Here is a 26430-nt window from a genome sequence, read left to right on the forward strand (position 1 = left end):
TTGTTTCGGGCGTGTGTATCGTCCGCGTAGGAATCGTGGCGTGCCGGCCTACTAATGCAGGCGCTTCAGCAGCTGCCGTGACGTGAAACAGGACCTGTTCCTTGGCGGGACAGCTTCATCCAAGGGGTGCGAGAATGCGTGACTATTCGAATGGCCGCTCGGGATTTGACCGCGTGCTGATGGCCGTGGCCGCTACATTCCTGACGGTCACTACCTCGGCGGCTTTCGCGCAGGCAGAACCTGCCCGCAGCAGCGCTGCCGATCTGGCCATCGATGCGGCCGTGCCACGCCCCGAGCCGGCCAACGTCCCACCGCCCACCGCCGGCGACTTCAAGTCCGACGTCACGGCCTCGACGCCCGACGCGGCGAAGACCACCGTCACGGCCACCGAAGCAAAACCTGCCGCCGCGACTCCTGAATCGGTCACGCCGGCTGCATCGACTGCGACCGCTGCACCGACTGCCGTCGAACCCGCGAAGGAGCAGGCCAAGGAAACGTCGACGGAAGCCGCCAAGCCGGCGAGCACCGTGGCATCCGCGGATCAGCCGGTGGTCGACAAACTGCGCGAGATGCTGGGCGCGAAGACGTCGCGCCTGTTCGATCGCAAGGGCGAGCGCGCGGCCGTTGAGAAGTTCTACACCACCCGCAACTTCGCACCGCTGTGGACGCAGGCCGGTACCGTGACCGCCATCGCCAAGAGCGTCGTCGCGCGACTGAAGGACGCCGGGTCCGACGGCCTCAACGCCGCCGACTATCCGATTCCGGATTTCGCCGCCGCGACTTCGCCCGACGCACTGGCCGAAGCCGAACTGAAACTGACCGCCAGCGTGCTGGACTATGCCCGCCAGGCCCAGAGCGGTCGCATGCACTGGTCTCAGGTCTCCGGCGACATCCAGTATCCCGAGCACCCGATCGATCCGACCGAAGTGCTGGTGAATGTCTCGACAGCGAAGAACCCCTCGGCGGCGCTCGACGGCTACAACCCGCCGCACAAGGCCTATCAGGAATTGAAGAAGAAGCTCGCCGAACTGCGCGGCGAGACCGGCACGCTGCAGCAGCCGATCGGCGAAGGCCCCGCGCTGAAGTTCGTCAAGCCGACGAAGAAGCAGGCAGCGGCCGTGATGGAGGACCCGCGCGTGCCGCTGCTGCGCGCCCGGCTCAACGTCGATAATCCTGACGACACGAAATACGATGCCGCCGTTGCGGACGCCGTGCGCAAATTCCAGGCCAGCAACGAGCTGAAAGCGAGCGGCGTGCTCGACGAGGCCACCGTGCGCGCCATGAACGCGCCCAAGCGCGATCGCCAGATCGACACCGTCATCGTCAACATGGAGCGTTGGCGCTGGCTGCCGCGTCAGCTCGGTGCGGCTGCTATCGGCAACGCCTATGTCATTCTCAACATTCCCGACTATTCGCTGAAGGTCATGCACAACGGCGCACAGGCCTGGACCACGCGCGTCGTGGTCGGCAAGCCCGGCAATCATGCCACGCCGCTGCTGACGGAAACGATGAAGTACATCACCGTCAATCCGACCTGGAACGTGCCGCCATCGATCATCTACAATGAGTATTTGCCAGCCTTGCAGCAGGATCCGACGGTCCTGCAACGCATGGGCCTCAAGCTCACGCGCAACTCCGACGGCAGCATCCACATTGCGCAGCCGCCCGGCGAAGCCAATGCGCTGGGCCGCATCCGCTTCAACTTCCCGAACAAGTTCCTGGTCTATCAGCACGATACGCCGGACAAAAACCTGTTCGCCCGCGACGAACGCGCCTTCAGCCACGGCTGCATGCGCGTGCAGAACCCGGACCAGTACGCGGCGACCCTGCTCAACATCATCATGCCGGGCGAGCGCTACACGCCGGAGAAGATCCGCGGCATGTACGGCAAGAGCGAGATCGACCTGAAATTCCCGACACCGATCCCGGTCAACATCACCTACCAGACCGCCTTCGTCGATGACGCCGGCAAGCTGCAGTTGCGCAAGGACGTCTACGGGCGCGACGCGCAGATGCTGGCGATCCTGCGCAACGCCAAGGGCAAGGATCTGGAGAGCGTCGTCGCTCATGCCCAGCCGAGCTATGCCCGTCCGAAGGCCGACATTCCGCAGGGCGTCGCGTTCAATGACTCCTTCGGCGGTGGCAACAGCAGCAACAGCGGCCCGTCGTTCTTCGAACGGCTGTTCGGCGGACCGACCCCCGCGCCAGTGCCCACCGGAAACCAGCGCCAGCGCCGAATCATCCGCTAGGCAGGCGACATAATAGCCAACAAAATCAAGGGCCTCGCTGATGCGGGGCCCTTTTTATAGGGTGGACCGCCCTGCCCGCATTAACCATCCTCCATCCGCAAAGCGGCAATGGGCTATTTTTCGCCATACTCAGGGGGTTAGGTTGATCTCCGACTTGGGGGATGGGGCCTTGGATCTCGTTTGACCCTCCCGTTTTAAGACTGCGTTCACTCTCTTTCGCCACATGGGGTAGCGGAAGAAGTATCGATCGAACTGGGTGGGCTCATACGTGCTGGTTGGTTTCGCACGCAATCTCAAATCGCTGTCTGCGCGCGCCGGCTTTCACGCCTGCCTGTCGTCGCTGCTGCTGATCGCAGCCGCAGGCACGGTTCACGATGCGACCGCGCTGGGCGACAGCCGCACCCTGTCCTTCCACCACACCCATTCCGGCGAAGACCTGACCGTCACCTTCAAGCGCAACGGTCGCTACGACGAAGATGCGCTGAAACAGATCAACCATTTCCTCCGCGACTGGCGCAGCCAGGACTCCACCACCATGGATCGTCGCCTGTTCGACATCCTCTGGGAAGTCTACCGCGACGTCGACGGCAAGCAGCCCATCCAGATCATCTCCGCCTACCGCTCCCCTGCCACCAACGCCATGCTGCGCCGCCGGTCGTCCGGCGTGGCGCGCGCCAGCCAGCACATGCTGGGCCACGCCATGGACTTCTTCATCCCGGCGGTGCCGCTCGAACAGATCCGTTTCGCCGGACTGCGCCTGCAACGCGGCGGCGTCGGCTTCTACCCGACATCGGGCTCGCCGTTCGTCCATCTCGACACCGGCAGCATCCGCCACTGGCCGCGCATGACCCACGATCAGCTGGCACGGGTATTCCCGGATGGCCGCACCGTACATGTGCCGTCCGATGGCAATCCCCTGCCGGGCTACCAGCTGGCCATGGCCGACATCGAGAAGCGCGGCGACGGCGACAGCGCCGCCCTCGCCAAGAGCAAGCCCGGCCTGTTCACCTCGCTGTTTCGCGGCAAGTCGAATGACGACGACGAAGAAGGCGCGGCCCCCGCCGCTCCCGCCAAGCCCTCGACCATTGGCCTGATGGCCGCCGCGATGCCCGCGAAATCTGCCGAACCGGTTCCGATGCCCCGCGCCAAGCCGGCCCGGGCTGCCAGCTTCCAGGTCGCCTCGGCTGACATCGTACCGCCCGCGCCGCGGATGGCGTCGGATGGCAATCCGGCGCCTCGCCCGCCTGCCGGTCTAGCCGGGGACACCGCGACAAAGCCGCAGACGCCCGCCGACATTATCAATGCCCGCGGCTTCTGGGACCAGATGCCGGCCGCGCCGAAGCAGGCAAGCCCGGCCCAGGTGGCTGCCATCAGCGCCCGCCAGGCCCTGGCCAATGCCGCCGAGCCGCAATCGGCCGCCGCCTCCGCCTTCCAGCAGGCGCTGGCCTATGCGCCGCCGTCGGCACCGCTTGACCGCAGCCAGATCGTGGCCGCCAGCGCGCCGATTCCGCGCAGCGCACGCCCGGCCTCGCCGGCCCGCAATCCGATGGCGGTCACCAGCATCACCACCGTGCTGGCCAAGGGCAGCCATGGCCAGATCAGCGCGATCTCCACCTCCGCACGGCTCTCCGCCGCACCGGGCCGCGACGAGAGTGTCTGGACGCGCATGATGATCCTGGCACCGAGCGCGATCACGTCGATGTCCACGACGGTGATGGGCGACGGCGATCTCACCGTCTTGCGTGCACATTTCGTCAAACCGCAGGCTGCGGTGACCATGAGCTTCGCTGACGATCCGCAGCTCGGCCTCGTCTGCGACCGGTTCACCGGTACGGCCATCACCACGCTGGCAACCACGCCGTTCACCCGGACCGCCGAACTGCGCTGAGGCGCAGCGACAATAACTTCAATAAATCGACTGGCTTTCCCCTCTCTCCCGGGTGCAGCGCAGCCGCGTCTGGGGGTAGATGGTGGATCGAACACGCGTAGCGGGTTCGAGACGGGAGGGGGCGTCTTCTGAAGTGCGCGCGGCTACTCCCCCTCTCCCGCCCTCACTTCGCGTAGCCGATGCTTCGCATCGGCGTCCGTCCAATAACGGCGGCAGAATGCCGCCTATGCACCCTCTCCCACCTTCGCGCAGCTACGCTGCGCGCGGGGGAGAGGGGAAGAAAGACAGCGACGCCATCGCCTCAGAGCATCCCCAAGGCCTGCATGTAGGTATCCAGGATGGTTTCCTGCTCGGCGCGCTCGTTGGCATCCTGCTTGCGCATGCGGATGATGGTGCGCAGCGCCTTGACGTCGTAGCCGTTGCCCTTGGCTTCGCCGTAGACATCCTTGATGTCGTCAGAAATGGTCTTCTTTTCTTCTTCCAGCCGCTCGATGCGCTCGACGATGGCCTTGAGCTGGTCCTTGGCGAAAGAATGCGTCGCCTGATCGTCCAGAACGGACGTGGCCGTGTTTGCCATCGGATACTCCTAGTGGGATTGGTTTGGTGGACAGGGGAGCGACGTTATGCGCGCCCGTAAGTTAAAAAGACACTCAAGAGTGGGACGGCCGGCGTCAAGACAGCATCGCGGTCATCCACAGTGCCCCCACAACTTTCATTTTCCGCACGGAACAGCAGCGCGAAAAGCGCGTCAATGCCCGGAATGGCTCTTCTTGAATGCGGCGGCCTGCTCAGGGGTTGCCGGCGCCTGGTGGAGCGTTTTCCAGGCCTCGTAGGGCATGCCGTAGACCGCCTCGCGGCTGTCGTCCTTGCTCATCGGGACCCCCTTGGCGTCGGCCTCCTCCTTCAGCCAGTTCGACAGACAATTGCGGCAGAAGCCCGCCAGATTCATCAGGTCGATGTTCTGGACATCTGTCCGTTCGCGCAAATGTGCGACCAGGCGCCGGAAGGCCGCGGCTTCCAGCTCGGTCCGGGTTTTTTCGTCAAGCGCCGCGCTGTCGGACGCCGTTTTGTCAACCGTCATGGCTGGTCTCGCTATTCTCGTTGGTGGTTTGCCCGGTTTTACATAAAGTGGTGCTCTGTCACAGATTTTGCCACTTCGCCGGCCAAACAAGCTTCTGCATCGCAGGTTCCGCGACCGTGGACAGATCCGACGGCTCGCGCGAAATCGTCAATGAATTGATATAGCCTCTCTCGATGACCTCTGCAGATTCCTATTGCCGCTCCCGACTTCCTCGCGCCGCCGCGCTCTGGCCGGTGCTGGCGCTTGCCCTGATGTGGCTGTCGACCAGTCCGGCGGCGGCCGATTTCCGCCTGTGCAACAATACGTCGAGCCGGGTCGGCATCGCGCTGGGCTACAAGGACGCCGACGGCTGGACCACCGAAGGCTGGTGGAACGTGTCGTCGCGGGCCTGCGAAACCCTGCTGCGCGGCACCCTTGTGGCCCGCTTCTATTACATCTACGCGCTCGACTACGACCGCGGCGGCGAATGGTCCGGCCAGGCCTTCATGTGCTCGCGCGACAAGGAATTCACCATCAAGGGCACCGAGAATTGTCTGGCGCGCGGCTTCGATCGCACCGGGTTCTTCGAGGTCGACACGGGCGAACAGCGCGCATGGACCGTCCAGCTGACCGAATCCAACGAACAAAATCCGCCAAAGCTGCCCGGCGTTCCGGGGCCAGCGGGCCCGCCCGGACAGGGCGGCCTGCCGGGAATGCCGAACGCACCGGGCAATCCGCTTCCCGGCACGCTGCCGCCCAGCGTCACGCCGGGATCCAAGCCATGAGGCGCATGCGACGCATCAAGATTGTCGCAACGCTGGGTCCGGTGTCATCGGACAGCACGATGATCCGCAAGCTGTTCGAAGCGGGCGCGGACGTGTTTCGCATCAATATGAGCCACACCTCGCACGACAAGATGCGCGAGCTGGTGAAGACCATCCGCAATGTCGAGAGCAGCTATGGCCGCCCGATCGGCATCCTCGTCGATCTGCAAGGGCCGAAGCTGCGGCTCGGCTCGTTCGCCGATGGCGCCATCCAGCTCAGGAACGGCGAGACCTTCACGCTGGATTCCGACAAGACCCCCGGCGACAACACCCGGGTGCGGCTGCCGCATCCGGAGATTCTCGCGGCGCTGCGCCCCGGCCACGCGCTGCTGCTCGACGACGGCAAGGTCCGCCTGATTGCCGAGGAGTGCTCGCCGGACCGCGCCGTGACCCGTGTGGTGATCGGCGGCCGGATGTCGGACCGCAAGGGCGTCAGCCTGCCCGATACCGACCTGCCTATCTCGGTGATGACACCGAAGGATCGCGCCGACCTCGAAGCCGCGCTGGAGACCGGGATCGACTGGGTGGCGCTGTCCTTCGTGCAGCGCGCCGACGACGTCATCGAGGCCAAGAAGCTGATCTCGTGGCCGCGCCGCGGTGATGTCGAAGATCGAGAAGCCTCAGGCCATCGACCGACTGGCTGAAATCCTCGACGTGTCCGACGCGCTGATGGTGGCGCGCGGCGATCTCGGCGTCGAACTGCCGCTGGAACGCGTGCCGAGCCTGCAGAAGCAGATGACGCGCATGGCGCGCCGCGCCGGCAAGCCGGTGGTGGTGGCCACGCAGATGCTGGAATCGATGATCCAGAGCCCGGTGCCGACGCGCGCCGAAGTCTCGGACGTCGCCACGGCCGTCTATGAAGGCGCCGACGCCATCATGCTGTCGGCGGAATCGGCGGCCGGTAGATTTCCGGTCGAGGCTGTCGCCACCATGAACCGCATCGGCGAGGAGGTCGAACGCGACCCGATCTATCGCAGCGTGCTCACCGCGCAGCGGCCGGAGCCGGAAGCCACCGCGGGCGACGCCATCGCCGGCGCCGCGCGGCAGATTGCGGAGACGCTCGACCTGTCCGCGATCATCTGCTGGACCAGTTCAGGATCCACCGCGATCCGCGTTGCACGCGAGCGGCCGAAACCGCCGGTGGTGGCGATCACGCCGAACGCCGCCACCGGCCGCAGGCTGGCGGTGGTGTGGGGCGTGCATTGCGTGGTGGCCGAAGACGCGCACGATCAGGACGACATGGTCGATCGCGCCGGCAGCATCGCGTTTCGCGATGGCTTCGCCAAGGCCGGCCAGCGCGTCATCATCGTCGCCGGCGTGCCGCTCGGCACTCCCGGCGCCACCAACATGGTGCGCATAGCCTATGTCGGCCCGAAGGCTGACGCGGAGATGTAGGTAGCGGCGCGGGACTGACCTTACCCCGTATCAACAAACTCCACTGTCATCGCCCGGCCTGGTGCGCACTTGCGCGCCGGGACCGGGCGATCCAGTATTCCGCGATGCCCGTGATAAAACCGGGACGATGGTGTTTACTGGGTCGCCCGCTTTCGCGGGCGACGACAGCCGAGCAGAGGTTGGGCGGCTTAGCCCAGCAGCGTCGCGTCCAGCGTGATCTCGGCCTTCAGCAGCTTCGAGACCGGGCAGCCGGCCTTGGCCTTTGCCGCCAACTCGTCGAATTTTGCCTTGTCGGCGCCGGGGATCTTCGCCGACAGCGTCAGGTGCACCTTGGTGATGGCAAACCCGTCGCCTTCTTTCTCAAGAGTGACGTCGGCCTTGGTTTCCATCTGCTCGGCGGTGAGCTTGGCCTCGCCGAGAATGAGCGACAGCGCCATGGTGAAACAGGCGGCGTGGGCCGCACCGATCAGTTCTTCGGGGTTGGAGCCGGGCTTGCCCTCGAAGCGGCTGGCGAAGCCGTAGGGATAATCCGTCAGCGCGCCGCTCTTGGTCGAGATGGCGCCCTTGCCGTCCTTGATGCCGCCCTGCCATTTGGCTGAACCGAAAGTCGTGGTCATGCAATACTCCATGGGATGGGTGTGGATGGACGCGACCTCAACGCCTGAGGCGGCGGATAGTGCCAAAGGAATGCTACCGCAGCACTGCCGTCGGTCGTGTGTCAGCGGCGGCAATCATGCCTTCGATCTCGCTGACAACGAGATCGGGCGCAGCATTCTGCACGATGTGACCGACATCAGGTAATATGATCAGCCGGGCATGTGGCACGGTCGCGGCGAAGCGGCGGGAATGGATCTGCGGTGACACCGTGGTGTCGGCATCGCCTGATATCACCACGGTGGGCACCTTGATCTCGCCATAGCGCGGCGCCTGTTCGGTGACCGCGGCTTTCAACGTCACCAGATCCCACGCATTGGCCAGGAAGGTTCGCGGCCGCAGCACCAGCGGCGTCGCAGTCTGCTGCACATATCCCTCGGGCATGACCTGCGGCCGGAATACACTGCGGGCACCGGGCTCCATCAGGAAATAGCCGAGCGGCAAAGTGATGGTGTAGGCCAGCAGCGGGCCGATCAGCGGCGTGGTGACGACGTCGTTGTAAGTGCCGACCCCGCCCGGCCAAGGATAGGTGACGCCGGCCAGCATCACCAGCCCGGCGACGCGCTGCGGATAGTCCAGTGCCATCAACGCCCCGAGCGCGCCGGCCAGCGAATGCACCACAAGGACGGCGGACTCTATACCGAGTTGTCCCAGTGCCTCGTCGATCATGCGCGCCTGAATCGCCGGCGACGAATTTTTCAGATCGTCTCGGCTGCTCCAGCCGAGTCCGGGCCGGTCGATCAGGATCACGCGGTGATTTCTGGCCAGCATGTCGCCGAGCGGAAAGCGCATGGTCTCGAGGCTGGAGGTGGCGCCGTGGATCAGCACGATCGGCGGACCGGCGGCATCGCGCGGGCCGATATCCTCCACGTGAATCCGCCCGCCGGCGACATCGACGAAGCGGCTGTGAGCTGGATATTTCCGCTCCAGCACGGCGACGCCGGCCTGGGTGATCAACGCCAGCGCGGCAAGCGTGGCGATCAGGCAGATCGCTATCATCGATATGATCCGGGGATGGTTGCGCACGCTTCAGCTACGCAGCGACGGCAGATCGGTTTCGCGGCGGTCCGGATCACGCGGCTAGGCCGAGGCGCCCGATTCCAGGCAGCTTGAGCGCCGGACGTCGGATATCGACGCCGAACACCGCGCCGAGAAAATTGACCTCGATGCCTTCGATCCAGCCGACGGTCACGCCGAGATAGCCGCCGAGGGTGGCGCGCAGGCCGGTGCCGGACGGAGTCCGGCCAAAGGCATCGCCGCTCCAGGGATAGTCCTTGCCGATGGCGGTCGGCGGCAATGCGATCTTCAGTTCCGGGACCGACGCCAGCACGGCGGCAACGAAGGTGTTGGAATTCGGCCCCGGCCACGCCCGGTAGTCGCCATAGGCGCGCAGCTTGTAGCTTTCGATGGCCGAGCGGATTTTCGGGATCATGGCTTCGGCGGCTTGGCCATCCGCAGCGGCGAGCGCCTCCGGCATGTCGCCGAACCAGCGGCCATCGGCCGCGAAGCCGTTGACGCGGATCGGCTCGCCCCACGCGGTGTAGTCATAGCGGGTGTAGCGCGGCGCATTGCGCTCCTTGACCACTACCCAGGTGTGAACCGCAAAGATGCCGCGCCAACGCACGGTGCGCGCAGCGAAGACGCGCACCAGGGCTTCAGGATGCGCGGCCGGTTGGGGCAGCAGCCCGGCGCTTGAGCGGTCGGCGCTCTGCCAATCAACCGAACGATCGCCAAACCAGTATTTCAACGCCGAGGCGCCGATGGGGACCACCAGCAGAAGCAACAGGACGATCACGATTTTTCTCACCGCTGGCAGCCCAAATGAAGCAACCCGCCCCATATGGGGATCGCGCCCGATTTCACCACCGCGCCGCGGCCGATGGTCGCCATGCAGCCGGCCGAAGCTATCCACGCTATCCACAGGGTCGCCGGGCGCCTTGCCGTAATATCTTCCCAATAAAATCGGAAAATGATCCTGACAAAAATCGGAGAATGTTCGATGGCCCGCGCGCCCAGTGACGTCGCGATCGATGAAATTATCGCCGCCTGCAACGGCGATATCCACGGTGCGTTGAAAGCGCTTCTGCTGGTCAACGAGCAGCTGGAAGCCGAATTGCAGCAGCTTTATGCGGCTGCGATTCCCTGCAATATCAAACGCGGCAGCGGCAAGGCGCTGCATTAGCGGTTCGCCGACCGATCAGGCGGCTTGTCCGGGTCCTTGTGCTCGACCTTCGGACACGCGCCGGGCGTTGAACATGCCGGTGAAGATCAGCCCTCAGGCGGTTGCCCGGCGCCGCGAGGTGGGAGCTTCGGCGGTGTCGTCGGTCTCGGGCGCGGGAAGCTGCATCAGAATGGTCTGCCCGGCACTGGCAATCTCGATGCCGTTTTCCTGGAAGCGGCGCTTCATGCGGCGGTTGAACTCGCGCTGCACCGGCCAACGTCCGGAATCGGTGCAGCGGATCTGCCCGACGATGGAGGCCATCGATCCGTCCACCTTGTCGACGCCCCACAATTCCAGATCGCTGCGGATGGCCTGACGGAACTCCGGCTCGCCGCGCATCTCGGCGACAATCTCCTTGAGGACCTGCCCGGCGCGGTCGGTGTCTTCCTTGTAGGCGACATTGACGCTGACAGCAGCGTTGCCGGCACCACGACTGGCGTTGGTGATGGTCGTCACCGCGCTGAACGGCACGATGTGCACCGCACCGTCGCCGGCGCGCAGCCGGATGGTACGGATCGAGACGTTCTCGACGACGCCGGACAGGCCCGACACAGTGACATTGTCGCCGACCTGCACGGTGTTCTCGAGCAGCAGGAACAGGCCGGTGATGACGTCCTGGACCAGCTTCTGCGAACCGAAGCCGATGGCGATACCGACGATGCCGGCGCCGGCCAAGAGCGGCGCCACGTTGACGCCGATCTCGCTCAGCGCCGTCAGCCCGACCACGGCGACGATCACACACAGCAACGTCGTGCGCAGCATGGGCTGGAACGTGCGCAGCCGCGCCGCGCGCGCGAAATGCGAATTGCGCGTCAGCAACGCCAGTTGCCGATCCATCAGCGCATTGCTGCCCTCCCACACCGCGACGGCAGCCAGCGCGGCAACACCGATGGTCACCACAGCCGACACCACGCGCCCACCGACCTGACCGCCATAGAACCAGACGATGGCATCGATGCCCCACACCTCGAGCAGTGCGACAAGGCCGATCGTGCCGACGAGGCCGGACACGACCTGGCGCAGCAACGGCAGATAGCGATTGGCGCGCGCCTCCAGGCCGGGGAAACGCTGCAGGATTTCGGGCTGGATACGAAAGCCGCGATCGATCAGGCCCAGCAGAACGACAAGAGTCAGTCTGGCCGCCGCGACGACCATCACCGTCCCGACGAAGTACTGCAGCAGCAGCGCGTAGCCGTTCTTGATATGCAGCGCCCAGACAGCCCACAATGCGAGCACCAAAGCGATCGCCAGCACGTGCCAGATCCCGGCGAAGCGATTGCGCAGCATCGCCATGACGCCAATGCGTCCCTCCGGCGCACGGATCGCTCCCGCCACCTGCCTGTGACACTGCAGGATGACCACGACCACGAGCAGATGCACGGCCAGCATCACCAGCCGCACCAGCGCATCGTAGCCCCCGCGATACAATCCGAGCAGCAATGCGATATTGGCCAGTGCAATTCCGGAGACGCAGACGGTCGCGATGCGCCGGGTCCAGATCTCGATATAGGCCGCGGTCTCTTCGCGCAGCGTAATCAGGCCGAGCGGACCGAACAGCGACCGCACGACGCAAACGATGGCGCGGCAGATCAGATAGGCATTGACGATGGCGAGGATCGCCAGACGCGCGATGCCGGCGTCGCCGATCCCGGTGCCGAGCAGCATGACGACGACGCCCGCAAATACCACGACCGGCAGCAGTTCGAGCGCCAGCCGGCCGAGGACGAACGGCAGCCGCACCAGCGATTGCCACGCACGGGTCAGGCTGCGATGGCGCCGCTGCAGATCCGGCACCTCGCTGATATCCGCCGTCGAGGATGGTGGATCGATCCGCTCCAGAACCTGGACCGGTGCGCGCGCCGCATAGGGAATCCGGGCCTCAAGCAGTTGCTGTGGTCTTCGCAGCAGCCGGCACACCAGGGATTCGGCCGCGAATGCGCTGCTGAAAACCAGCGCCAGCTTCCACGCAATATCGAACAGGAGTTGATAGGTCTCGGGGTCCTGCGCCGTTCTCTGTAGCCAATACCAAAGCGCCGGGAAGCGCACCACCGAACGTGCCGCAGCATCGATCTCACGCCCGAGATCGCTGACCTGTTCGGAAACCGCGAGCAGCAATTGCGCGACCAGGCTGTCCGGCGCCAGCGGCGCGGCAGGCTTCGCCGCCGCCGGTGTCGCCGGGGTCGCCTTGGCAATGGCCCTCAGCGTGTCGATCATCTGGGCGCGCTTGCCGTCGTCCTGCAAGGTCTCCAGCGCACGGCTGGCCTGCTCCGGCGTCAGGGAATCGGCGCTGGGGGCGGGCGCCGGCGCGGCGGTCTGCGCGGCCGCAGGAGCGGCCATCAGCACACATAGCAAAGCGAGAAGCGGCAGGGATTTGGGCGCCACGAGGTTCCCTTCCAAGGGGTATGGGATGGCCCTAGTGGCCGTTTTGATGTGTCGGAAGTTTGGTTCCAAGGCGACGATGTCTTGGCAATTCGCCGCGGACACCCCGGGGATCAATTGCAGGGGTGATATGCCATTGAAATCGTTAAATTTCAGATGTCGCGGCCTTCGACCTTCTCGGTCAGGGTCTTGACCAGTTCCGGCACCTTTTCGAGGTGCGGGTTGATCGCCAGTGCCTTGCGGAATGCGTCGAGGGCGCGCTTCTCGTCGCCCAGTTCCTGCATGATCATGCCAAGACCGGCCAGCGCGCCGAAATGCCGGGGCTCGCGCACCAGCACCTGCTCAATGTCATGCAGCGAGTGAGTGTAATCGTTCTGCAGGTAATAGAGCGTGGCCCGTCGGTTCCAGCCCTCGATGTAATCCGGGCGCAGCTTGACGACCGCGTCGAGCAGTTTCAGCGCCACATCCACCTGCTTGGCATCCATGGCTGCCTTGGCGCGCATCATCAGCAGGGCCGTGGTGTCGCTGCTGGTCTGGGTCCACAGCGCCCAGATCCGTGCCTCGACATGCTTGGCGCTGTCTTCGTCGGGCGCGACCTTGAGCGCCCCGAACAGAAAATCCAGGCCGCGGGTGCGGTCGGCACCGACCTTTGGTAATTTGGCGGGAGGTTCCGGGAGCTTCTTCTGCTCCGTGGGTGGCGTGACCCGCGGATCCCGACCCTGTGCGCAAGCCGGCGCGGCAGCAAATGCCGCGAGCACGACAATTCCAAAACCTGCCGCTGGGAATCTGAACGTCATCCGGAAAGTGTAGACGCGAAAAATTGCGCTGCAAAGCAGCAGTACCGTCACACAGCCGTGATGAAGCAGGTTTTCAAGCCGCCCGGAGGCAGCCGATCATACCGGACGCGGTCGCAATCAGCCCTGACGGGCCTTGAAACGACGCTGAACCTTGTTGATCACGTAGACGCGGCCCTTGCGGCGGACGAGAACGTTGTCGCGATGGCGAGCACGCAGCGACTTCAGCGAGTTACGGACCTTCATGGGACAATCCTGATCTTTTGAAAGGCCGTGTTGGACAGGCCGAAAGTGGCAAAATGGGCTTTGGTCCCGCTGGCAGCTTGGCCGCCCGAGACAGGCGGTTTCTAAGCCATTGCGCGCCGGACTGTCAATCCGCCCGGGACCCGTCGCGCAACATTGTCCGGTCATTCCTGCGGTATGCGGCCACCCCAGGCACCATTTTCCATTTCCCGGGCGAGAAATCCACAAAAAGGCGAGTGCGGCGCCGCTCCGCCTCCCGACTCGACGCTCGACCGTGACCTCACCTGCGCCGACGCACAGGGCTACGCCGTGACCGACAGCGAACCGGATTCGGCGCTTCGCGCAGGACATCCGCACACAAATCTCGCCGGCCGGTCGGGTCCCCCTAACCTTTCAATGCCCGGAGCTTTTTGTTAATGCAGCGCAACCCCGCGCCAGGCGCCATGTGAGGAATATCGGGCATGCGGCTGCTCAATACGGACGATCTCGTCGCCATCGATATCCATACCCACGCCGAGGAGCCCTGCGGCTGCCATGGCGACGATGGCTACGACGATTTCCAGGCGCAGATGGCCGAATATTTCAAATCGCCGCACAAGCACCCGCCGACCATTCCCGAGACGGCAGCCTATTACCGCGCGAAAAACATTGCCGCGGTGATCTTCCCGGTCGACGCCGAGCGCGAGACCGGCTTCCGCCGCTACAACAACGACGAAATGATCGAACTGACGCGCCAGAACGCCGACGTGCTGATCCCGTTCGCCTCGATCGATCCGCACAAGGGCAAGCTCGGCGTCCGCGAGGCGCGCCGCCTGATTGCCGATTACGGTATCAAGGGCTTCAAATTCCACCCGACCATGCAGGGCTTCTATCCCAACGACCGCATGGCCTATCCGCTGTACGAGGCGATCCAGGAAGCCGGCGCCATCGCGCTGTTTCACACCGGCCAGACCGGCGTCGGCTCCGGCATGCCCGGCGGCATGGGGATGCGGCTGAAATATTCGAACCCGATGTATATCGACGACGTCGCGGTGGATTTCCCCGACATGAAGATCATTCTCGCGCATCCCTCCTTCCCCTGGCAGGAAGAGGCGCTGTCGGTGGCGACCCACAAGCCGAACGTCTACATCGACCTGTCCGGCTGGTCGCCGAAATACTTCCCGCCGATCCTAGTGCGCTACATCAACTCGATCCTGCAGGACAAGATGCTGTTCGGTTCGGACTGGCCGGTGATCATGCCGGACCGCTGGATGGCCGACTTCGCCAAGCTCGAGATCCGCGACGAGATCCGGCCCAAGGTGCTGAAGAACAACGCGCGCAAACTGCTCGGCATATGACGAAAGACGACATGGTCACGACGACGCAGGGAATCCAGGAAAAGCTGCTGGTCGCCAGGCATTGCGCCGCGGTGGCCACGGCCTTCATGCTGCCGTTCACGACCAGCGGGCAAGCCATAGCGGTCTCGATTCTCGCGGTGCTCGCTTTGCTGACGCTGGATCGCGATCGTCTGATGGAGACACTGCGGGCGCCGGCGGCGTGGATACCGCTGCTGCTGTTCGCGTTTCTGCTCGTTGGCGTCTCGTGGTCGATGCAGCCGATCGGCCCCGCCCTGAAATGGGTCGGGCCCTACGCCAAGCTGCTGCTGATTCCGCTGATGATGGCGACGTGCATCACGCCGAAACAGGCGATCCAGATCGGCTACGGCTTCCTGACATCCTGCATCGTCATTCTGGCGATCTCCTATGTGACGATGCTGTGGCCGACCGGCCCCGGGTTATGGTTCAAGACGCCCGGCATCCCCTTCAAGGACAATGCAGTCCAGAGCGAGTGCTTTTCCCTGTGCGCCTTTGGCCTTGCATTCGCCGCGGTCAAAGGCTGGCAACGCGGAGAAAGCCGCCGCGCGATCCTGATGATCGCGCTTGCCTTGCTGTTTTTCGCGAACGTGTTTCTGATCTACATCTCGAAGACGGGCATGCTCGTCGCCGGCGTGCTGCTGGCATTGTTTCTCGTCCAGTTGAATGGCTGGCGCCGCGCGTTGCTTGTCGGGGCGAGCGCCGTTGTCATTGCGGCGCTCTCGTTGTGGATGTCCCCGGGCGCGCAACGGCGGATCGCCGAAATCGCGACGGATATCCAGCAGGCGAGCGCCGGCGCCCAGGAAACCGTATCCACGGCGTCCCGGATCGACTTCTGGAACAAGGCCGCGATCTTCGTGAAGGAAGCGCCGTTGCTCGGCCACGGCACCGGCAGCATCAGGCCGCTGTATCAATCGATGGAAGCCTCGCGTCCGTCTCCCTATGGCGAAGCGGTCGCGGATCCTCACAATCAGTTTCTTCACGTAACCCTGCAGATCGGTTTGCTCGGCGGCCTTGTCCTGCTGGCCATGTGGGCCGTCCACGCGAAGATGTTCCTCGGGCGCGACATGGCCAGCGTCCTCGGTCTGGCGGTGGTGGTTCAGAATTTCCTCGGCTCGCTGTTCAACAGCCACATCTCCCAGGTCACGCAGGGCATGCTGTACTGCCTGGCAGTCGGCATTCTGGGATCGGTGGTGCGCAGCGCAGCAACGCAGACAGCGCGCCAGCCAGATGCGACCGAAGCTGCGATGGAACGACTGCCGACGGCCACTGCGGACTCCCGGTGAAGAACAAACGAGCCTGGATCCCCGCATGAGCCTTGAGTCCGTCCGCGCATTTTTCGCGAGCCACGCTCCTGACATCGCCGTCCTCGTCTCCGAGCGGAGTTCGGCCACCGTGGCGCTGGCCGCCGAGGCGTTCGGCGTCGAACCGGCGCGGATCGCCAAGACATTGTCGCTGCGGGTCGGCGACCGCGTGGTGCTGGTGGTCACCAAGGGCACGGCGCGCCTCGACAACAAAAAGGCCAGGGCCGCGCTCGGCGCCAAGCCGCGCATGCTCGAGGCCGACGAGGTGGTGGCCCTGACCGGGCATCCGGTGGGTGGCGTCTGCCCGTTCGGGCTGGCGACGCCGTTGCCGGTCTATTGCGACGTCTCGCTGAAGGCCTTCGACGAGGTGCTGCCGGCGGCGGGCTCGGCCAACAGCGCGGTACGGATCCCGCCGTCGCGGATGGCCGAACTGGTCGGCGCCGCGTGGGTCGACGTCTGCCAGGACCCCGTCACGCGGAATGACGACCTACCGGCGGCGCCGTAGGCGGGGAATGTTTCCACCGCCTGCGGGCGCGAAAAGAAAACAATAGCAGCGCGCTTTGGCGCGAAACGGTGCGCCTGTTGCTATTTTCCCGGCGGTCTCGACAGCGGCTCCCGCACGCATGATTTTGACGGCAATGGACGTGCGTCGTCCCGCAGCCAGAAGTGGATTGCGCAGCCGGAATGATCGTCATGAGACCCCGAAGCCCTGCCCCCCGTTCCCAATTGACCCGTACATGGCGGTTTCTGAGCGCCATCGTCGCGATCGCCGCAGCCAGCCTGCCCGGCGCCGGCGCTTAACGCGCCCCATCCCGGCCTACCCGATATCGACAGCGCCCAACATCTGGTCGCGCTTTTCTCCTGCGCAGCGTTATACTTATATTGACCGGCGCACATTATCGTCTCGCCGGGTGGCGCGCTGCCGTGGATCGGGGGACTTCAACATGCGGCTTCTGCCGATCGATGCCGAGAAGACTTGGGCGTCGCTGAAGTCGCAGTGGAGGCGGGCCGCCGAGGGCCTCGAAGAGGATTTTTCGAGCTTTTCCCAAGGCCCCTTCGCAGCGCTCGATCCGCTGATGGCCCAGGGCGCCCACAAGGCAGGGCTTTACGGTCTCTATGACGGGTCGGTGCCGCACGCATTCTGCCAGGTCAACAAACTGCTGATGCACAAATTCGAAGGTCCGGTGCTGCGGGCGCGCTTCATGACTGTATCGCCGACCTACGATTTCGGCGAAGCCGACCTCGCAGGCTATGGCCAACTGCTGGTCGAACTATTCTCCGGGATCGTCTGGCTGTCCCGGAATACCATGTCGGCCCACCACGTCCTGTTTCACCTGCGCAGCCCCGCCGATGCGCATTTCCTCGCGCCGCTGCAAGCGGCCGTGGCCGCCTCGCCGTTCGAGCGGTTTGCCATCAAGGGCGCCTGGGTCGAATGCGACCTGCGAGGCGCTGCCGCCGCCGCGACCACCTGAACGCCCGGAGCAGGCGCCCCGTTTGGCGGCCATCCGCAACCTTGCACCTCGCCGGGGGCGATGCTAGCAAAGTTGTACGATGACAGTACAAGACCGACCCAGCCCGGCGCGCCGCCGCGACCGCAAGCCGGCCCGCCCCGATCTGCTGCGTCCCTTGACCCCGGTGCGGCGCCGCACTGAGGAAGTGGTCGAGCGCATCGCGGCCCAAATCGCCGAAGGCCAGCTTCCAGCCGGCGCGCGGCTGCCGACCGAACAGGCGATGATGGCGGCCATGGGCGTCAGCCGCACTGTGGTGCGCGAGGCGATTTCGGCGTTGCGCGCCCGCGGCCTGGTGATGACACGGCAGGGTGCAGGCGCCTTCGTCGGCGCCGACCCGACGCAGCAGCCTTATGCGATCGACCCCGACGGCTTGGGCTCGCTGAACAGCGTCATCGAAATTCTAGAACTGCGCACCGCTATCGAGATGGAGGCCGCGGCCATCGCCAGCGAGCGCGCCACCGCTCCACAGCTCAAGGCCATCGCCAAAGCCTCCGCCACCTTCACCCGCGCCATCGAGAATGGCGATCGCGCGGTGAAGGAGGACTTCGACTTCCATTTCGCCATCGCCATCGCCACGCAGAATTCGCGCTTCGTCGGCTTTCTGGAATTTCTCGGCGGCCTGATTATCCCGCGCCAGAGCATCCGCACCTTCGACGGCAAGGCGGAATTGCAAAAGCGCTACCTGGAAAGCGTCCAGAAGGAACACCAGGCGATCTTCGACGCGATCAGCGCCCATTCCCCGCGCAAGGCCCGCGATGCCATGCGACGTCATCTGGTGAACGGCAAGGAACGTTACCGGCAACTGGCGGTCGAAGTTTAGCGCCAGCCGATCAACGGTCGTCCCGGGCAAGTGAGCTACCGGGACGACAGCTTTTCACCTGAACCCGAACGCATGCGGGAGCGCCATCGAGAACCACGGCACGTAGGTCACCAACATCAAGACCGCGAACATCACGTAGTAGAACGGCCAGATTCCGCGCATCACCTCGTCCACCGAGACTTTTCCGATCGCGCACCCCACGAACAGCGTGGTGCCGACCGGCGGGGTGAGGAGGCCGATGCCGAGGTTCAGCAGCATGACGATGCCGAAATGCACGGGGTCGATGCCGAAATTCTTCACGACCGGCAGCAGGATCGGCGTGCAGATCAGCAGCAGCGGCGCCAGATCGAGCGCGGTGCCGAGCACCAGCAGCATGATGTTGAGCCACATCAGCAGCACGTATTTGTTGCCGGAGATCGCCACGAAGAATTCCGTCATATGGGCCGGCATCTGCATCACCGCCGCGACATAGCCGAAACAGGATGCGGTCGCCACCAGCGTCAGCACCATCGCTACCGTCTGCAGGGTGCGATAGGTCAGCATCGGCAATTCCGACCACTTGTAGTCACGGTAGATGAACATGGTCACGAAGAAGGCCCAGACGCAGGCCACCGCGCCCGCCTCGATCGGCGTGAACACGCCGGTGAGAATACCGCCGAGCACGATGACCAGCGTGACGATGCCCCAGGTAGCGTCGCCGAGCATTTTCATCGCCTGCCGGATCGGGACCGGCTCACCCTTGGGATGGCCGTCGCGATAGGCGAAATACAGGCACAGCAGCATGATCGAGAAGCCGAGCAGCAGGCCCGGCACGATGCCGGCCAAAAAAGACTGGTGATCGAGACCACGCCACCGGTCGCCAGCGAATAGATCACCGCGTTGTGGCTCGGTGGCACCAGGATCGCCTGCACCGACGCGCTGATGGTGACGTTGGTGGCGAACACGCGCGGATAACCCTGCGCCGCCATCTGCGGGATCATCACCGAGCCGATCGCCGACGTATCGGCGACCGACGATCCGGAAATGCCTGACATAATCGTGGTGGCGAGAATGTTGACCTGCGACAGGCCGCCGCGAATGCGCGTAAAGCCGACCACGACGGCGGCGAAATCGACCAGCCGCTTCGCCATGCCGCCTTCCGCCATGATGGCGCCGGCCAGCACGAAGAACGGCACCGTCAGCATCGAGACCTTGCCGACACCGCTGGAGAGCTGTTGCATGACGGCCGCGACCGGAAGATCGATCCATAGCGCGCCGACCAGCGCGGCCAGAGCGAGCGCGAACGCGATCGGCATGCCGACGGCGAAGAACAGACACATGCTGAGAAGCAGAACCGCGATGTCCATGTCAGTCTTTTCTATCTGGTAGGAAGATCAATCGAGCGCGATATGGGCGTCACTGCCGTCCTGCGGCGGCGGCCCGATGATCAGTCGCTCGAGCACGAACAGGAACATCATGGCGCCGCTGAGCGGGATCGGCAGATAGGTGATGCCGACCGACAGGAAGGGAAACTCGTCGACCGAATTGCCCCACGTCGCGTTGACCAGCTTCATGCCCCAAATCACCATGAACAGCGCAATGACGCCCATCAGCAATTCGCTGATGAAGGCCGCGTGAACGCGAAAGCGCGGCGACAGCAGGTTGGTGCCGACCGTCATGTTCATATGAATGCGCTGCCGGTAGCAATTCGCGGCACCGATGAAGGTGACGGCGATGGTCAGCAGCACGGCCAGCGGCTCGGGCCAGGAGGCCGCGCTGTTGAGGATGTAGCGGGTGTAGACCGCCCACGGGATGATGGCCGAAATCGCCACCAGCGCCACGCAGGAAAACACCGCCCCGGTCCAGTACACCGCATTCATCGCACGCCGGAAGGCGCGAGCCGCGCCGTGGCTTGCCGATTCATCATGCAGGTGCGAGATGACCGGGGATTTTGACAGAACGTCGGACATGACACCTCAAGCAAGGCACAAAGTCGTGGACCTCCATATGAAAAGCTGCCCCTCATATGGCTCGATACGGGCGACCAAAATCTCCACTGTCATCGCCCGGCTTGACCGGGCGATCCAGTAGACGCAAACGTCTGTGTCTACTGGGTCACCCGGTCAAGCCGGGTGACGACAAATGGGTGTGTGGCACTGCCGGAGCGTTATCCCACCGCGGCGATGCGCTTGGTCATCTCGGCATACTTGGCGCCGTACTTGTCCCAGACCGGCTTGACCGCTTCCTGGAACGGTTTCTTGTCGATCTGCATGACGATCTGGGTGCCGACTTCCTTCATCTTGTCGAGCGCGGTCTTCTCGGCCTCGTACCACAGCACGCGCTGTTCGGCCTGCGCCTCGCGCCCCGCCTTCTTGACCAGTGCCTGGTCATCCTTGGACAGCTTGTCCCAGGACGCTTTCGAGAACACCAGCAGCTCCGGAATGATCAGATGCTCGGTCATCGAGAAGTATTTCGCGACCTGGTAATGGTTTTGCGCCACGAAGGACGGAAGGTTGTTCTCGGCGCCATCGACCACGCCGGTCTGCATCGCGCTATAGACCTGATCGAAGCCCATCGCGATGCCGTTGCCGCCCAGCGCGTTCATGGTGTCGATGAACAGCGGGTTGCCGATCATCCGGATCTTGAGACCCTTGAGGTCGGCAATGCCGTTGATCGGCCGCTTGCTGTTGTAGATGTTGCGGGAGCCGGCATTCATCCAGGCCAGCGCGACCAGACCGGTCTTCTCGTTGGCGGTGATCTTGTTGAGCAGCTCGTTGCCGATATCGCCGTCGAGCACCGCTTCCATATGCTTGGCGTCGCGGAATACGAACGGCATGTTGAAGACGTTGACGTCATCGACGACCGGACCCACCGCGCCGACCGAGATGCGGGCGATCTGCAGCGCGCCGACCTGGGCCTGCTCGATCATTTCCTTCTCGCCGCCGAGTTGCATGGAAGGAAACATCTGCACCGAGAGCCGGCCAGAGGTCGCCGCCTCCAGCTTCTTGCCCATGCGGACCACGGATTCCACCGTGGGATAGCCGAGCGGATGAACGTCGGCGGCCTTGATGACCATCTTGGTCTGGGCGAGTGCGGGCGTAAAGCGACCGAGGCCGGCGGTGGCTCCGACGGCGAGCGTGGCCAGGCCGGCCTTGACGACATCTCTGCGTTTCATTGACGAAATCCTCCCTGTGAATTTCTGCTCCGGCACATTGCGGCCGGTTATGGTTCGCCCCTTTGGGGTCGATCTTGTTGTCAGTGTAGGAGCGCTGAACGGGTCCGTCCATGCGATAGAGCGGGCGGGCGTGGAATGAACTCCTGTCGAGCTTTGCACGTCGACTGCTGATCGGAGATCGCGGCGACGTGAAAGTTGTACGATGACCCGACATCTAGCATCAAGGTCGCAGGCCGGCAAGCGGCTGCGCCGCGATGCGCGCAGAACTAAAGTTCAACACGTCGTAACGAGCGCCGACGGTGCAACGCGGCGGAGATGAGGGCGAGCGGGCGGGCGCTTACTTCAGGGCTTCCGCGAGGCCGCGGCTGCTCTCCGCCGGCGCGGCGGCAGCCGGGGTCGACACCGCGTCCCACCATTGCTCCAGCGCAGCGCGCTCGCAAGGAACCACCACGCTGAGGGTGCCGGCGAACTCGTCCCAGGCGGACGTCCTGTTGCTGGCGACGGCGATGACAACCGGGACATCGGCGCTCAGGGCGCGTTCGATCAGGTAGGACAGACCCTTGCCTTCGCGCTCCTGCCGGCCGAACCGGTTGATGATCACGAGATCGGCGCCGGCATCCATGGCATCGGCCACCTGAACCCCGGCGTCGAGCAGCTGGCCTACGTCGAGCATGCAGCCGCTAGCGGCGGGGCCGAGATCCTGGAACAGGCGCACCTGCTGGCCGCTGTGCACCAGCGTGGCCGAGAGTTGCGGCGCAGCGCCGGACTGATCGCCGGTCTGCACCAGCCCGACGGCGCGAAAGCCGCGCCGGCCGAGGTCGGCGGCGAAATCGCGCAGTAACGCGTCGGGATTTTGGTCCCGCTCGTAGACCAGGGCGGCGAGTTTGGCAGGCGGTTCACGCATCGGGTGCCTTCAACATTCGGATCGCCCGACCCTACACCCGATGGTCGGCACTGGCGACACTCCGGCGACGCAACTCGCACCCGCCGTCCCGGCACAGGCCCCGGCCCATCCAGTGCGGCGCCGTCGCCTGCAGCCGCTTCCGGGCGGTTCCCGCCATCCCGGTCACGACAACGCCGCTTCGGCCGACACGCCGTCGCCGTCCACGCCGAAGCGTAATGATCGTGCCGCCAGCAGATCCAGGAAACTACGGGCCCGCAGGGACATCCACTTGGTTTGCGGATAGACGGCGTGCAGGGGCATGGTCGGCAAGGTATAGTCCGGCAACAGCAGCGCCATGTCGCCGCGCCGGATCGCCCCCGTTGCGCTCCAGGCGGGGAGCACGGCGACGCCGAGATGCCGCAGAACTGCCTGCTTCATGGCGTCGACATCGTCCACGACGATCGCACCGGACACATCAACGACATGACGTCCGAGTTCGGATTCGAAGCTCCACCGGGAGAATGGCCAGAGCCGCGACGAGGCGATGCAATCCATCGCTTTCAGGTCATCGGGAACGACGGGGCGCGGTCGCCGTCCAAGATAGGTCGGTGTCGCCACCAGGAAGTGCTGCACTGTCCCGACCCGGCGCGCCATCAGCGAACTCGATTCGAGCGGGCCGATCCGCAGGGCCAGTTCAAGGCCTTCCTCGATGAGGTCGAGGGGATGCTCGCTGAAGCGGATATCGACGCGGACGTCCGGATGGGTGCGCAGAAATTTGTCGACAATCGGCATGATGAAATGCCGGCCGAACGAAGACGGGACGCCAAGCCGAAGCGTGCCGGACGGCCTTGCAGGGGCTTCCTTGATACTCGCACGCGCCAGTTCGAAGGACGCCAGAACCTGCCGGGCCAGGTCGTAGATCCGATGCGCCTCGCTGGTCGGCGTGAGCTTTCGGGTGTTGCGCAGGAAAAGCTGGGAGCCGAATTCTTTCTCAAGCAGCAAGATCCGTTTGCTCACCGCAGGCTGTCCCAGGCCCAATTCCCTGGCCGCGCCGGAGAAGCTACCGGCTTCCATGGTCTGCACGAACACCCTGAGGCAATCGAGGCGATCCATCAGCTATTCTCGTCTGGGATAAATCATATCCTGTTCATTCCGTGGACGCGCGTCAAGCGCTGACCTAGCCTCACGCCAATCACAAAGCGACAGCGGGGGAGAGCCATGAGACGGGAAATTGGCATCGTCGGTGCCGGCGTGGGCGGGCTGCATCTTGCCCTTTATCTGCAGAAGCATGGCGTCGATGCCACCCTTATCACCGACCGCGAGCCGCAGGCCTATCGCAGCGCACAACTCATCAACACCGTCGCGCATCACCACGTCACGATCGACAGGGAGGACTATCTCGGAATCGGCCACTGGTCGAAGCCGGAGCTGTCCTACACGTATCACAACCACGACTTCAATTTTCCTGAGCCACTGCGTTTCCGCGGCGACTTCAGCAAGCCAAGCCGCGCCGTCGACTACCGGATCTATCTGCCGACACTGATGGACGATTTCATGCGGCGCGGCGGCAAGATCGAATACCGCCGCATCGAGGAAGACGATATCGGCCCGCTTGTGAAACGCTTTGAGCTCTTGGTGGTGGCCACGGGCAAGGGGGCCATCGGCCAGTTGTTCTCCTGGCGCCCTGAACATACGCCCTATTCGCAACCGCAGCGCCGCCTCTGTGTCGGCCTGTACAAGGGCGTGCGGCATCCATCGCCGATGAATGTGACGCTGTCGGTGTCGCCGGGCCATGGCGAGATGATCGTCATTCCCACCGTCACCTTCGACGGTGCCGCCACCGCACTGCTGATGGAAAATGTGCCGAACGCCGGCATGGAGGAGTTGGCCACGCTCAGCTACGCGCAGGACCGCAGGCACTTTCTTGAGGTTCTGTTGGCCAAGCTCGAACAGCATCACCCCAGCACCTATGACCGGATCGACACCGGCCGGTTCGATCTGGCGCAGGAGCAGGACCTGCTACAGGGCGGCGTCGTGCCGACCGTGCGCAACACCACGGTCGAGTTTCCCGACGGCAAGTGCGCCATTGCGCTTGGGGATGTGCATTCGGTGGTCGATCCCATGATGGGCCAGGGGGCCAACATGGCGTCCTATGCCGCCTTCGTCCTCGGCGAGGAAATCGTCAGGAGCGATGCACTGGATGCCCGCTTCTGCGAAAAAGTCGACTTGCGCCGTCAGGACAGGGTTCTGGCGGCATCGCGCTGGACCAACATGATGCTGGCGCCGCCGTCGCCCGCGTTGGGGTTGCTCCTCCGCACCATGGCGCACAACAAGGCGCTCGCTGACGAATTCACCGAGAATTTCAATTATCCGGAGCGCCAGTGGGACCGCATCTCGACCCCGCACCGGATCGAGGCATGGATCGAACGCATGTCGATGCCGGCGGACGCCAGAACGGCGGCCGCGTAGATCACAGGCCGATGCGCGTCATGATGACGTCGGAGCCTCCCTGCAATGCAGCGTCTTTGAAGCTGGAGCATCAGCGCATGCCGCGGGTTGAACCGGCAACCTTCCGATTGGCCGCGTCGCGTTTTGCCACAGGGGTGGCGGTGATCACGGCGTTCAATGAGGCACAGCAGTTGTGCGGCATGACCGCCAACAGCTTTGTGACCGTCAGCCTGTCACCGCCAACCGTTCTGTTTCTCAGCGCTCCCGGCCGCACCCATGCAGCCATCTCGGCAAGCGGTCGCAACGCCGTGAATGTCCTTCCTGACGGCGCCGCAGCTTTGTCGTCGCATTTCGCAGGACACCCCGACCCGCATCTGCGCCCGGCGTTCGACCTGAAGGAAGGCCTGCCGCGCCTGCCGCAATGTCTGGCCTTTTTTGCCTGCCGCGTGGTTCGCGAGATCGGCATCAACGACCACACCATGTTCATTGGCGAGGTTTTTGCCTGCGATCATCGCGACAGTGCGCCGCTGCTGTTCTTCGGCAGCCGCTATCATCATGGCATCGGCATGCCGGGAATCCCATCAGGATGAGAAACGGGGCGGCGGTCGAGAACGCCGCCCCGTTCGCATCAGCCATGCAGTTTCTTGGCGGTCTCGGCGATCACCTTGCCCTGGTAGCGGGCGCCGGCCAGCTCGTTTTCGCTGGGCTGCCGGCTGCCATCGCCGCCAGCAATGGTGGTGGCGCCATAGGGCGAGCCGCCGGTGACTTCGTCGAGCTTCATCTGGCCCTGGAAACCGTAGTTCAGGCCGACCACCGTCATGCCGAAATGCAGCAGGTTGGTGATGATGGAGAACAAGGTGGTTTCCTGGCCGCCGTGCTGCGTCGCGGTAGAGGTGAACGCGCCGCCGACCTTGCCGTGCAGCGCGCCCTTAGCCCACAGCCCGCCGGCCTGATCGAGGAAGTTGGACATCTGCGAAGCCATGCGGCCGAAGCGGGTCCCGGTGCCGACGATGATGGCGTCGTAACTTATGAGGTCGTCGATGGTGGCGATCGGCGCCGCCTGGTCGACCTTGTAATAGGACGCCTTTGCGACATCGGCCGGCACCAGCTCGGGCACGCGCTTGATGTCAACGGTGGCGCCGGCCTCGCGCGCGCCCTCGGCGACGGCGTTCGCCATGGTCTCGATGTGGCCGTAAGCGGAGTAATAGAGAACGAGTACTTTTGCCATTTTGGTCTCCTGTTGGTGTGGGT

General features: G+C 64.3%; 24 protein-coding genes and 2 pseudogenes. 12 read left to right on the forward strand and 14 right to left on the reverse strand.

The genetic code is table 11. The features are described from left to right. Positions 1–134: 134 nt before the first annotated feature. Entirely contained in the window at positions 135–2249 is a 2115-nt protein-coding gene (locus ACUXVA_RS01100; RefSeq protein WP_265081927.1) for a L,D-transpeptidase family protein, read from the forward strand. Between the two features lie 268 nt (positions 2250–2517). After that, positions 2518–4137, forward strand: a complete 1620-nt coding sequence (locus ACUXVA_RS01105) for a DUF882 domain-containing protein (RefSeq protein ID WP_445490451.1) — start codon at positions 2518–2520, stop codon at positions 4135–4137. A gap of 301 nt (positions 4138–4438) precedes the next feature. On the opposite strand, the gene ACUXVA_RS01110 is transcribed toward ACUXVA_RS01105, so the two are convergent. Together ACUXVA_RS01110 and ACUXVA_RS01115 are read right to left on the reverse strand one after the other, a co-directional pair. Next, positions 4439–4714 carry a DUF2312 domain-containing protein gene (locus ACUXVA_RS01110; protein WP_265081926.1) on the reverse strand — a complete coding sequence of 92 codons (276 nt, stop codon included), beginning with the start codon at positions 4712–4714 and terminating at the stop codon, positions 4439–4441. Between the two features lie 171 nt (positions 4715–4885). Continuing rightward, positions 4886–5218 (reverse strand): DUF1244 domain-containing protein, encoded by a 333-nt coding sequence (locus ACUXVA_RS01115; RefSeq protein WP_265081925.1) that lies wholly within the window; start codon positions 5216–5218, stop codon positions 4886–4888. 173 nt (positions 5219–5391) lie between these two features. Between ACUXVA_RS01115 and ACUXVA_RS01120 the strand changes: the two genes are divergently transcribed. Then, a complete protein-coding gene (locus ACUXVA_RS01120) occupies positions 5392–5982 on the forward strand; it encodes a DUF1036 domain-containing protein (RefSeq protein WP_265081924.1) in 591 nt (196 codons plus the stop codon). Next, positions 5979–7416, forward strand: a pseudogene (pyk, locus tag ACUXVA_RS01125) (pyruvate kinase). The gene ACUXVA_RS01120 and the pseudogene pyk overlap by 4 nt, the downstream one beginning before the upstream one ends. A gap of 188 nt (positions 7417–7604) precedes the next feature. Here pyk and ACUXVA_RS01130 read toward each other — a convergent pair. From ACUXVA_RS01130 to ACUXVA_RS01140, 3 genes are all read right to left on the reverse strand, one after another. Further along, positions 7605–8033, reverse strand: a complete 429-nt coding sequence (locus tag ACUXVA_RS01130; protein ID WP_265081922.1) for an OsmC family protein — start codon at positions 8031–8033, stop codon at positions 7605–7607. Positions 8034–8106: 73 nt separating this feature from the next. Then, positions 8107–9069, reverse strand: a complete 963-nt coding sequence (locus tag ACUXVA_RS01135) for an alpha/beta fold hydrolase (protein WP_265081921.1) — start codon at positions 9067–9069, stop codon at positions 8107–8109. A gap of 73 nt (positions 9070–9142) precedes the next feature. Next, on the reverse strand, positions 9143–9910 hold the full coding sequence (locus tag ACUXVA_RS01140; RefSeq protein WP_265083562.1) for a DUF3750 domain-containing protein: 768 nt from the start codon (positions 9908–9910) through the stop codon (positions 9143–9145). Positions 9911–10069: 159 nt separating this feature from the next. Here ACUXVA_RS01140 and ACUXVA_RS01145 point away from each other — a divergent pair, with 159 nt between their 5' ends. Continuing rightward, the gene (locus tag ACUXVA_RS01145; RefSeq protein WP_265081920.1) at positions 10070–10252 is read left to right on the forward strand and encodes a hypothetical protein; all 183 of its coding nucleotides are present in this window, start codon (positions 10070–10072) and stop codon (positions 10250–10252) included. 93 nt (positions 10253–10345) lie between these two features. Here the strand turns inward: ACUXVA_RS01145 and ACUXVA_RS01150 are convergent, their stop codons facing one another. The 3 genes from ACUXVA_RS01150 to ykgO form a co-directional block, all read right to left on the reverse strand. After that, positions 10346–12628 (reverse strand): mechanosensitive ion channel family protein, encoded by a 2283-nt coding sequence (locus ACUXVA_RS01150; protein WP_445493380.1) that lies wholly within the window; start codon positions 12626–12628, stop codon positions 10346–10348. 194 nt (positions 12629–12822) lie between these two features. Then, positions 12823–13467 (reverse strand): tetratricopeptide repeat protein, encoded by a 645-nt coding sequence (locus tag ACUXVA_RS01155; RefSeq protein ID WP_265081919.1) that lies wholly within the window; start codon positions 13465–13467, stop codon positions 12823–12825. 117 nt (positions 13468–13584) lie between these two features. Then, positions 13585–13710 (reverse strand): type B 50S ribosomal protein L36, encoded by a 126-nt coding sequence (gene ykgO / locus ACUXVA_RS01160; protein WP_143575353.1) that lies wholly within the window; start codon positions 13708–13710, stop codon positions 13585–13587. Positions 13711–14168: 458 nt separating this feature from the next. Here ykgO and ACUXVA_RS01165 point away from each other — a divergent pair, with 458 nt between their 5' ends. The 5 genes from ACUXVA_RS01165 to ACUXVA_RS01185 all read left to right on the forward strand — a co-directional run bounded on the left by ACUXVA_RS01165 (position 14169) and on the right by ACUXVA_RS01185 (position 18694). After that, positions 14169–15044 carry an amidohydrolase family protein gene (locus ACUXVA_RS01165; protein ID WP_445490456.1) on the forward strand — a complete coding sequence of 292 codons (876 nt, stop codon included), beginning with the start codon at positions 14169–14171 and terminating at the stop codon, positions 15042–15044. Between the two features lie 11 nt (positions 15045–15055). Further along, entirely contained in the window at positions 15056–16345 is a 1290-nt protein-coding gene (locus ACUXVA_RS01170; protein WP_265081917.1) for an O-antigen ligase family protein, read from the forward strand. 25 nt (positions 16346–16370) lie between these two features. Next, complete coding sequence (locus tag ACUXVA_RS01175) at positions 16371–16868, forward strand: YbaK/EbsC family protein (RefSeq protein WP_445490459.1); 498 nt, start codon at positions 16371–16373, stop codon at positions 16866–16868. A gap of 439 nt (positions 16869–17307) precedes the next feature. Continuing rightward, positions 17308–17835, forward strand: coding sequence for a hypothetical protein (locus tag ACUXVA_RS01180; protein ID WP_265081915.1), 528 nt, complete (start codon positions 17308–17310; stop codon positions 17833–17835). 79 nt (positions 17836–17914) lie between these two features. Next, positions 17915–18694 (forward strand): FadR/GntR family transcriptional regulator, encoded by a 780-nt coding sequence (locus ACUXVA_RS01185; protein ID WP_265081914.1) that lies wholly within the window; start codon positions 17915–17917, stop codon positions 18692–18694. Between the two features lie 54 nt (positions 18695–18748). Here ACUXVA_RS01185 and ACUXVA_RS01190 read toward each other — a convergent pair. The 5 genes and pseudogenes from ACUXVA_RS01190 to ACUXVA_RS01210 all read right to left on the reverse strand — a co-directional run bounded on the left by ACUXVA_RS01190 (position 18749) and on the right by ACUXVA_RS01210 (position 23844). Then, positions 18749–20040: pseudogene (locus ACUXVA_RS01190) on the reverse strand (TRAP transporter large permease). Between the two features lie 27 nt (positions 20041–20067). Beyond that, a complete protein-coding gene (locus ACUXVA_RS01195; RefSeq protein WP_265081913.1) occupies positions 20068–20643 on the reverse strand; it encodes a TRAP transporter small permease in 576 nt (191 codons plus the stop codon). Between the two features lie 197 nt (positions 20644–20840). Continuing rightward, a complete protein-coding gene (locus ACUXVA_RS01200) occupies positions 20841–21848 on the reverse strand; it encodes a TRAP transporter substrate-binding protein (RefSeq protein ID WP_265081912.1) in 1008 nt (335 codons plus the stop codon). 337 nt (positions 21849–22185) lie between these two features. Further along, the gene (locus ACUXVA_RS01205) at positions 22186–22752 is read right to left on the reverse strand and encodes a DUF2478 domain-containing protein (RefSeq protein WP_265081911.1); all 567 of its coding nucleotides are present in this window, start codon (positions 22750–22752) and stop codon (positions 22186–22188) included. A gap of 162 nt (positions 22753–22914) precedes the next feature. Further along, on the reverse strand, positions 22915–23844 hold the full coding sequence (locus ACUXVA_RS01210) for a LysR family transcriptional regulator (RefSeq protein WP_265081910.1): 930 nt from the start codon (positions 23842–23844) through the stop codon (positions 22915–22917). A 105-nt stretch (positions 23845–23949) separates the two neighbouring features. On the opposite strand from ACUXVA_RS01210, the gene styA reads away from it, so the two are divergent. Both styA and ACUXVA_RS01220 read left to right on the forward strand, forming a co-directional pair. Further along, entirely contained in the window at positions 23950–25200 is a 1251-nt protein-coding gene (styA, locus tag ACUXVA_RS01215; RefSeq protein WP_265081909.1) for a styrene monooxygenase subunit StyA, read from the forward strand. 77 nt (positions 25201–25277) lie between these two features. Continuing rightward, complete coding sequence (locus tag ACUXVA_RS01220; RefSeq protein ID WP_445490464.1) at positions 25278–25769, forward strand: flavin reductase family protein; 492 nt, start codon at positions 25278–25280, stop codon at positions 25767–25769. A gap of 38 nt (positions 25770–25807) precedes the next feature. Here ACUXVA_RS01220 and wrbA read toward each other — a convergent pair whose 3' ends face one another. After that, positions 25808–26407: an NAD(P)H:quinone oxidoreductase gene (gene wrbA, locus ACUXVA_RS01225; protein WP_265081907.1), complete on the reverse strand. Its 600-nt coding sequence runs from the start codon at positions 26405–26407 to the stop codon at positions 25808–25810. Positions 26408–26430: the final 23 nt, after the last annotated feature.

This window comes from Rhodopseudomonas sp. RCAM05734 (assembly GCF_052658035.1).

What these genes read in the sequence shown, in the direction of transcription:
- ACUXVA_RS01220 (WP_445490464.1), top strand. Translation starts at nt 25,278, where the DNA reads ATGCCGCGGGTTGAACCGGCAACCTTCCGATTGGCCGCGTCGCGTTTT.
- ACUXVA_RS01110 (WP_265081926.1), bottom strand. Translation starts at nt 4,714, where the DNA reads ATGGCAAACACGGCCACGTCCGTTCTGGACGATCAGGCGACGCATTCT.
- ACUXVA_RS01200 (WP_265081912.1), bottom strand. Translation starts at nt 21,848, where the DNA reads ATGAAACGCAGAGATGTCGTCAAGGCCGGCCTGGCCACGCTCGCCGTC.
- ACUXVA_RS01210 (WP_265081910.1), bottom strand. Translation starts at nt 23,844, where the DNA reads ATGGATCGCCTCGATTGCCTCAGGGTGTTCGTGCAGACCATGGAAGCC.
- ACUXVA_RS01205 (WP_265081911.1), bottom strand. Translation starts at nt 22,752, where the DNA reads ATGCGTGAACCGCCTGCCAAACTCGCCGCCCTGGTCTACGAGCGGGAC.
- styA (WP_265081909.1), top strand. Translation starts at nt 23,950, where the DNA reads ATGAGACGGGAAATTGGCATCGTCGGTGCCGGCGTGGGCGGGCTGCAT.
- ACUXVA_RS01135 (WP_265081921.1), bottom strand. Translation starts at nt 9,069, where the DNA reads ATGATAGCGATCTGCCTGATCGCCACGCTTGCCGCGCTGGCGTTGATC.
- ACUXVA_RS01185 (WP_265081914.1), top strand. Translation starts at nt 17,915, where the DNA reads ATGACAGTACAAGACCGACCCAGCCCGGCGCGCCGCCGCGACCGCAAG.
- ACUXVA_RS01150 (WP_445493380.1), bottom strand. Translation starts at nt 12,628, where the DNA reads ATGGCCGCTCCTGCGGCCGCGCAGACCGCCGCGCCGGCGCCCGCCCCC.
- ACUXVA_RS01115 (WP_265081925.1), bottom strand. Translation starts at nt 5,218, where the DNA reads ATGACGGTTGACAAAACGGCGTCCGACAGCGCGGCGCTTGACGAAAAA.
- ACUXVA_RS01165 (WP_445490456.1), top strand. Translation starts at nt 14,169, where the DNA reads ATGCGGCTGCTCAATACGGACGATCTCGTCGCCATCGATATCCATACC.
- ACUXVA_RS01140 (WP_265083562.1), bottom strand. Translation starts at nt 9,910, where the DNA reads ATGGGGCGGGTTGCTTCATTTGGGCTGCCAGCGGTGAGAAAAATCGTG.
- ykgO (WP_143575353.1), bottom strand. Translation starts at nt 13,710, where the DNA reads ATGAAGGTCCGTAACTCGCTGAAGTCGCTGCGTGCTCGCCATCGCGAC.
- ACUXVA_RS01175 (WP_445490459.1), top strand. Translation starts at nt 16,371, where the DNA reads ATGAGCCTTGAGTCCGTCCGCGCATTTTTCGCGAGCCACGCTCCTGAC.
- ACUXVA_RS01130 (WP_265081922.1), bottom strand. Translation starts at nt 8,033, where the DNA reads ATGACCACGACTTTCGGTTCAGCCAAATGGCAGGGCGGCATCAAGGAC.
- ACUXVA_RS01120 (WP_265081924.1), top strand. Translation starts at nt 5,392, where the DNA reads ATGACCTCTGCAGATTCCTATTGCCGCTCCCGACTTCCTCGCGCCGCC.
- ACUXVA_RS01180 (WP_265081915.1), top strand. Translation starts at nt 17,308, where the DNA reads ATGCGGCTTCTGCCGATCGATGCCGAGAAGACTTGGGCGTCGCTGAAG.
- ACUXVA_RS01170 (WP_265081917.1), top strand. Translation starts at nt 15,056, where the DNA reads ATGGTCACGACGACGCAGGGAATCCAGGAAAAGCTGCTGGTCGCCAGG.
- ACUXVA_RS01195 (WP_265081913.1), bottom strand. Translation starts at nt 20,643, where the DNA reads ATGTCCGACGTTCTGTCAAAATCCCCGGTCATCTCGCACCTGCATGAT.
- wrbA (WP_265081907.1), bottom strand. Translation starts at nt 26,407, where the DNA reads ATGGCAAAAGTACTCGTTCTCTATTACTCCGCTTACGGCCACATCGAG.
- ACUXVA_RS01100 (WP_265081927.1), top strand. Translation starts at nt 135, where the DNA reads ATGCGTGACTATTCGAATGGCCGCTCGGGATTTGACCGCGTGCTGATG.
- ACUXVA_RS01145 (WP_265081920.1), top strand. Translation starts at nt 10,070, where the DNA reads ATGGCCCGCGCGCCCAGTGACGTCGCGATCGATGAAATTATCGCCGCC.
- ACUXVA_RS01155 (WP_265081919.1), bottom strand. Translation starts at nt 13,467, where the DNA reads ATGACGTTCAGATTCCCAGCGGCAGGTTTTGGAATTGTCGTGCTCGCG.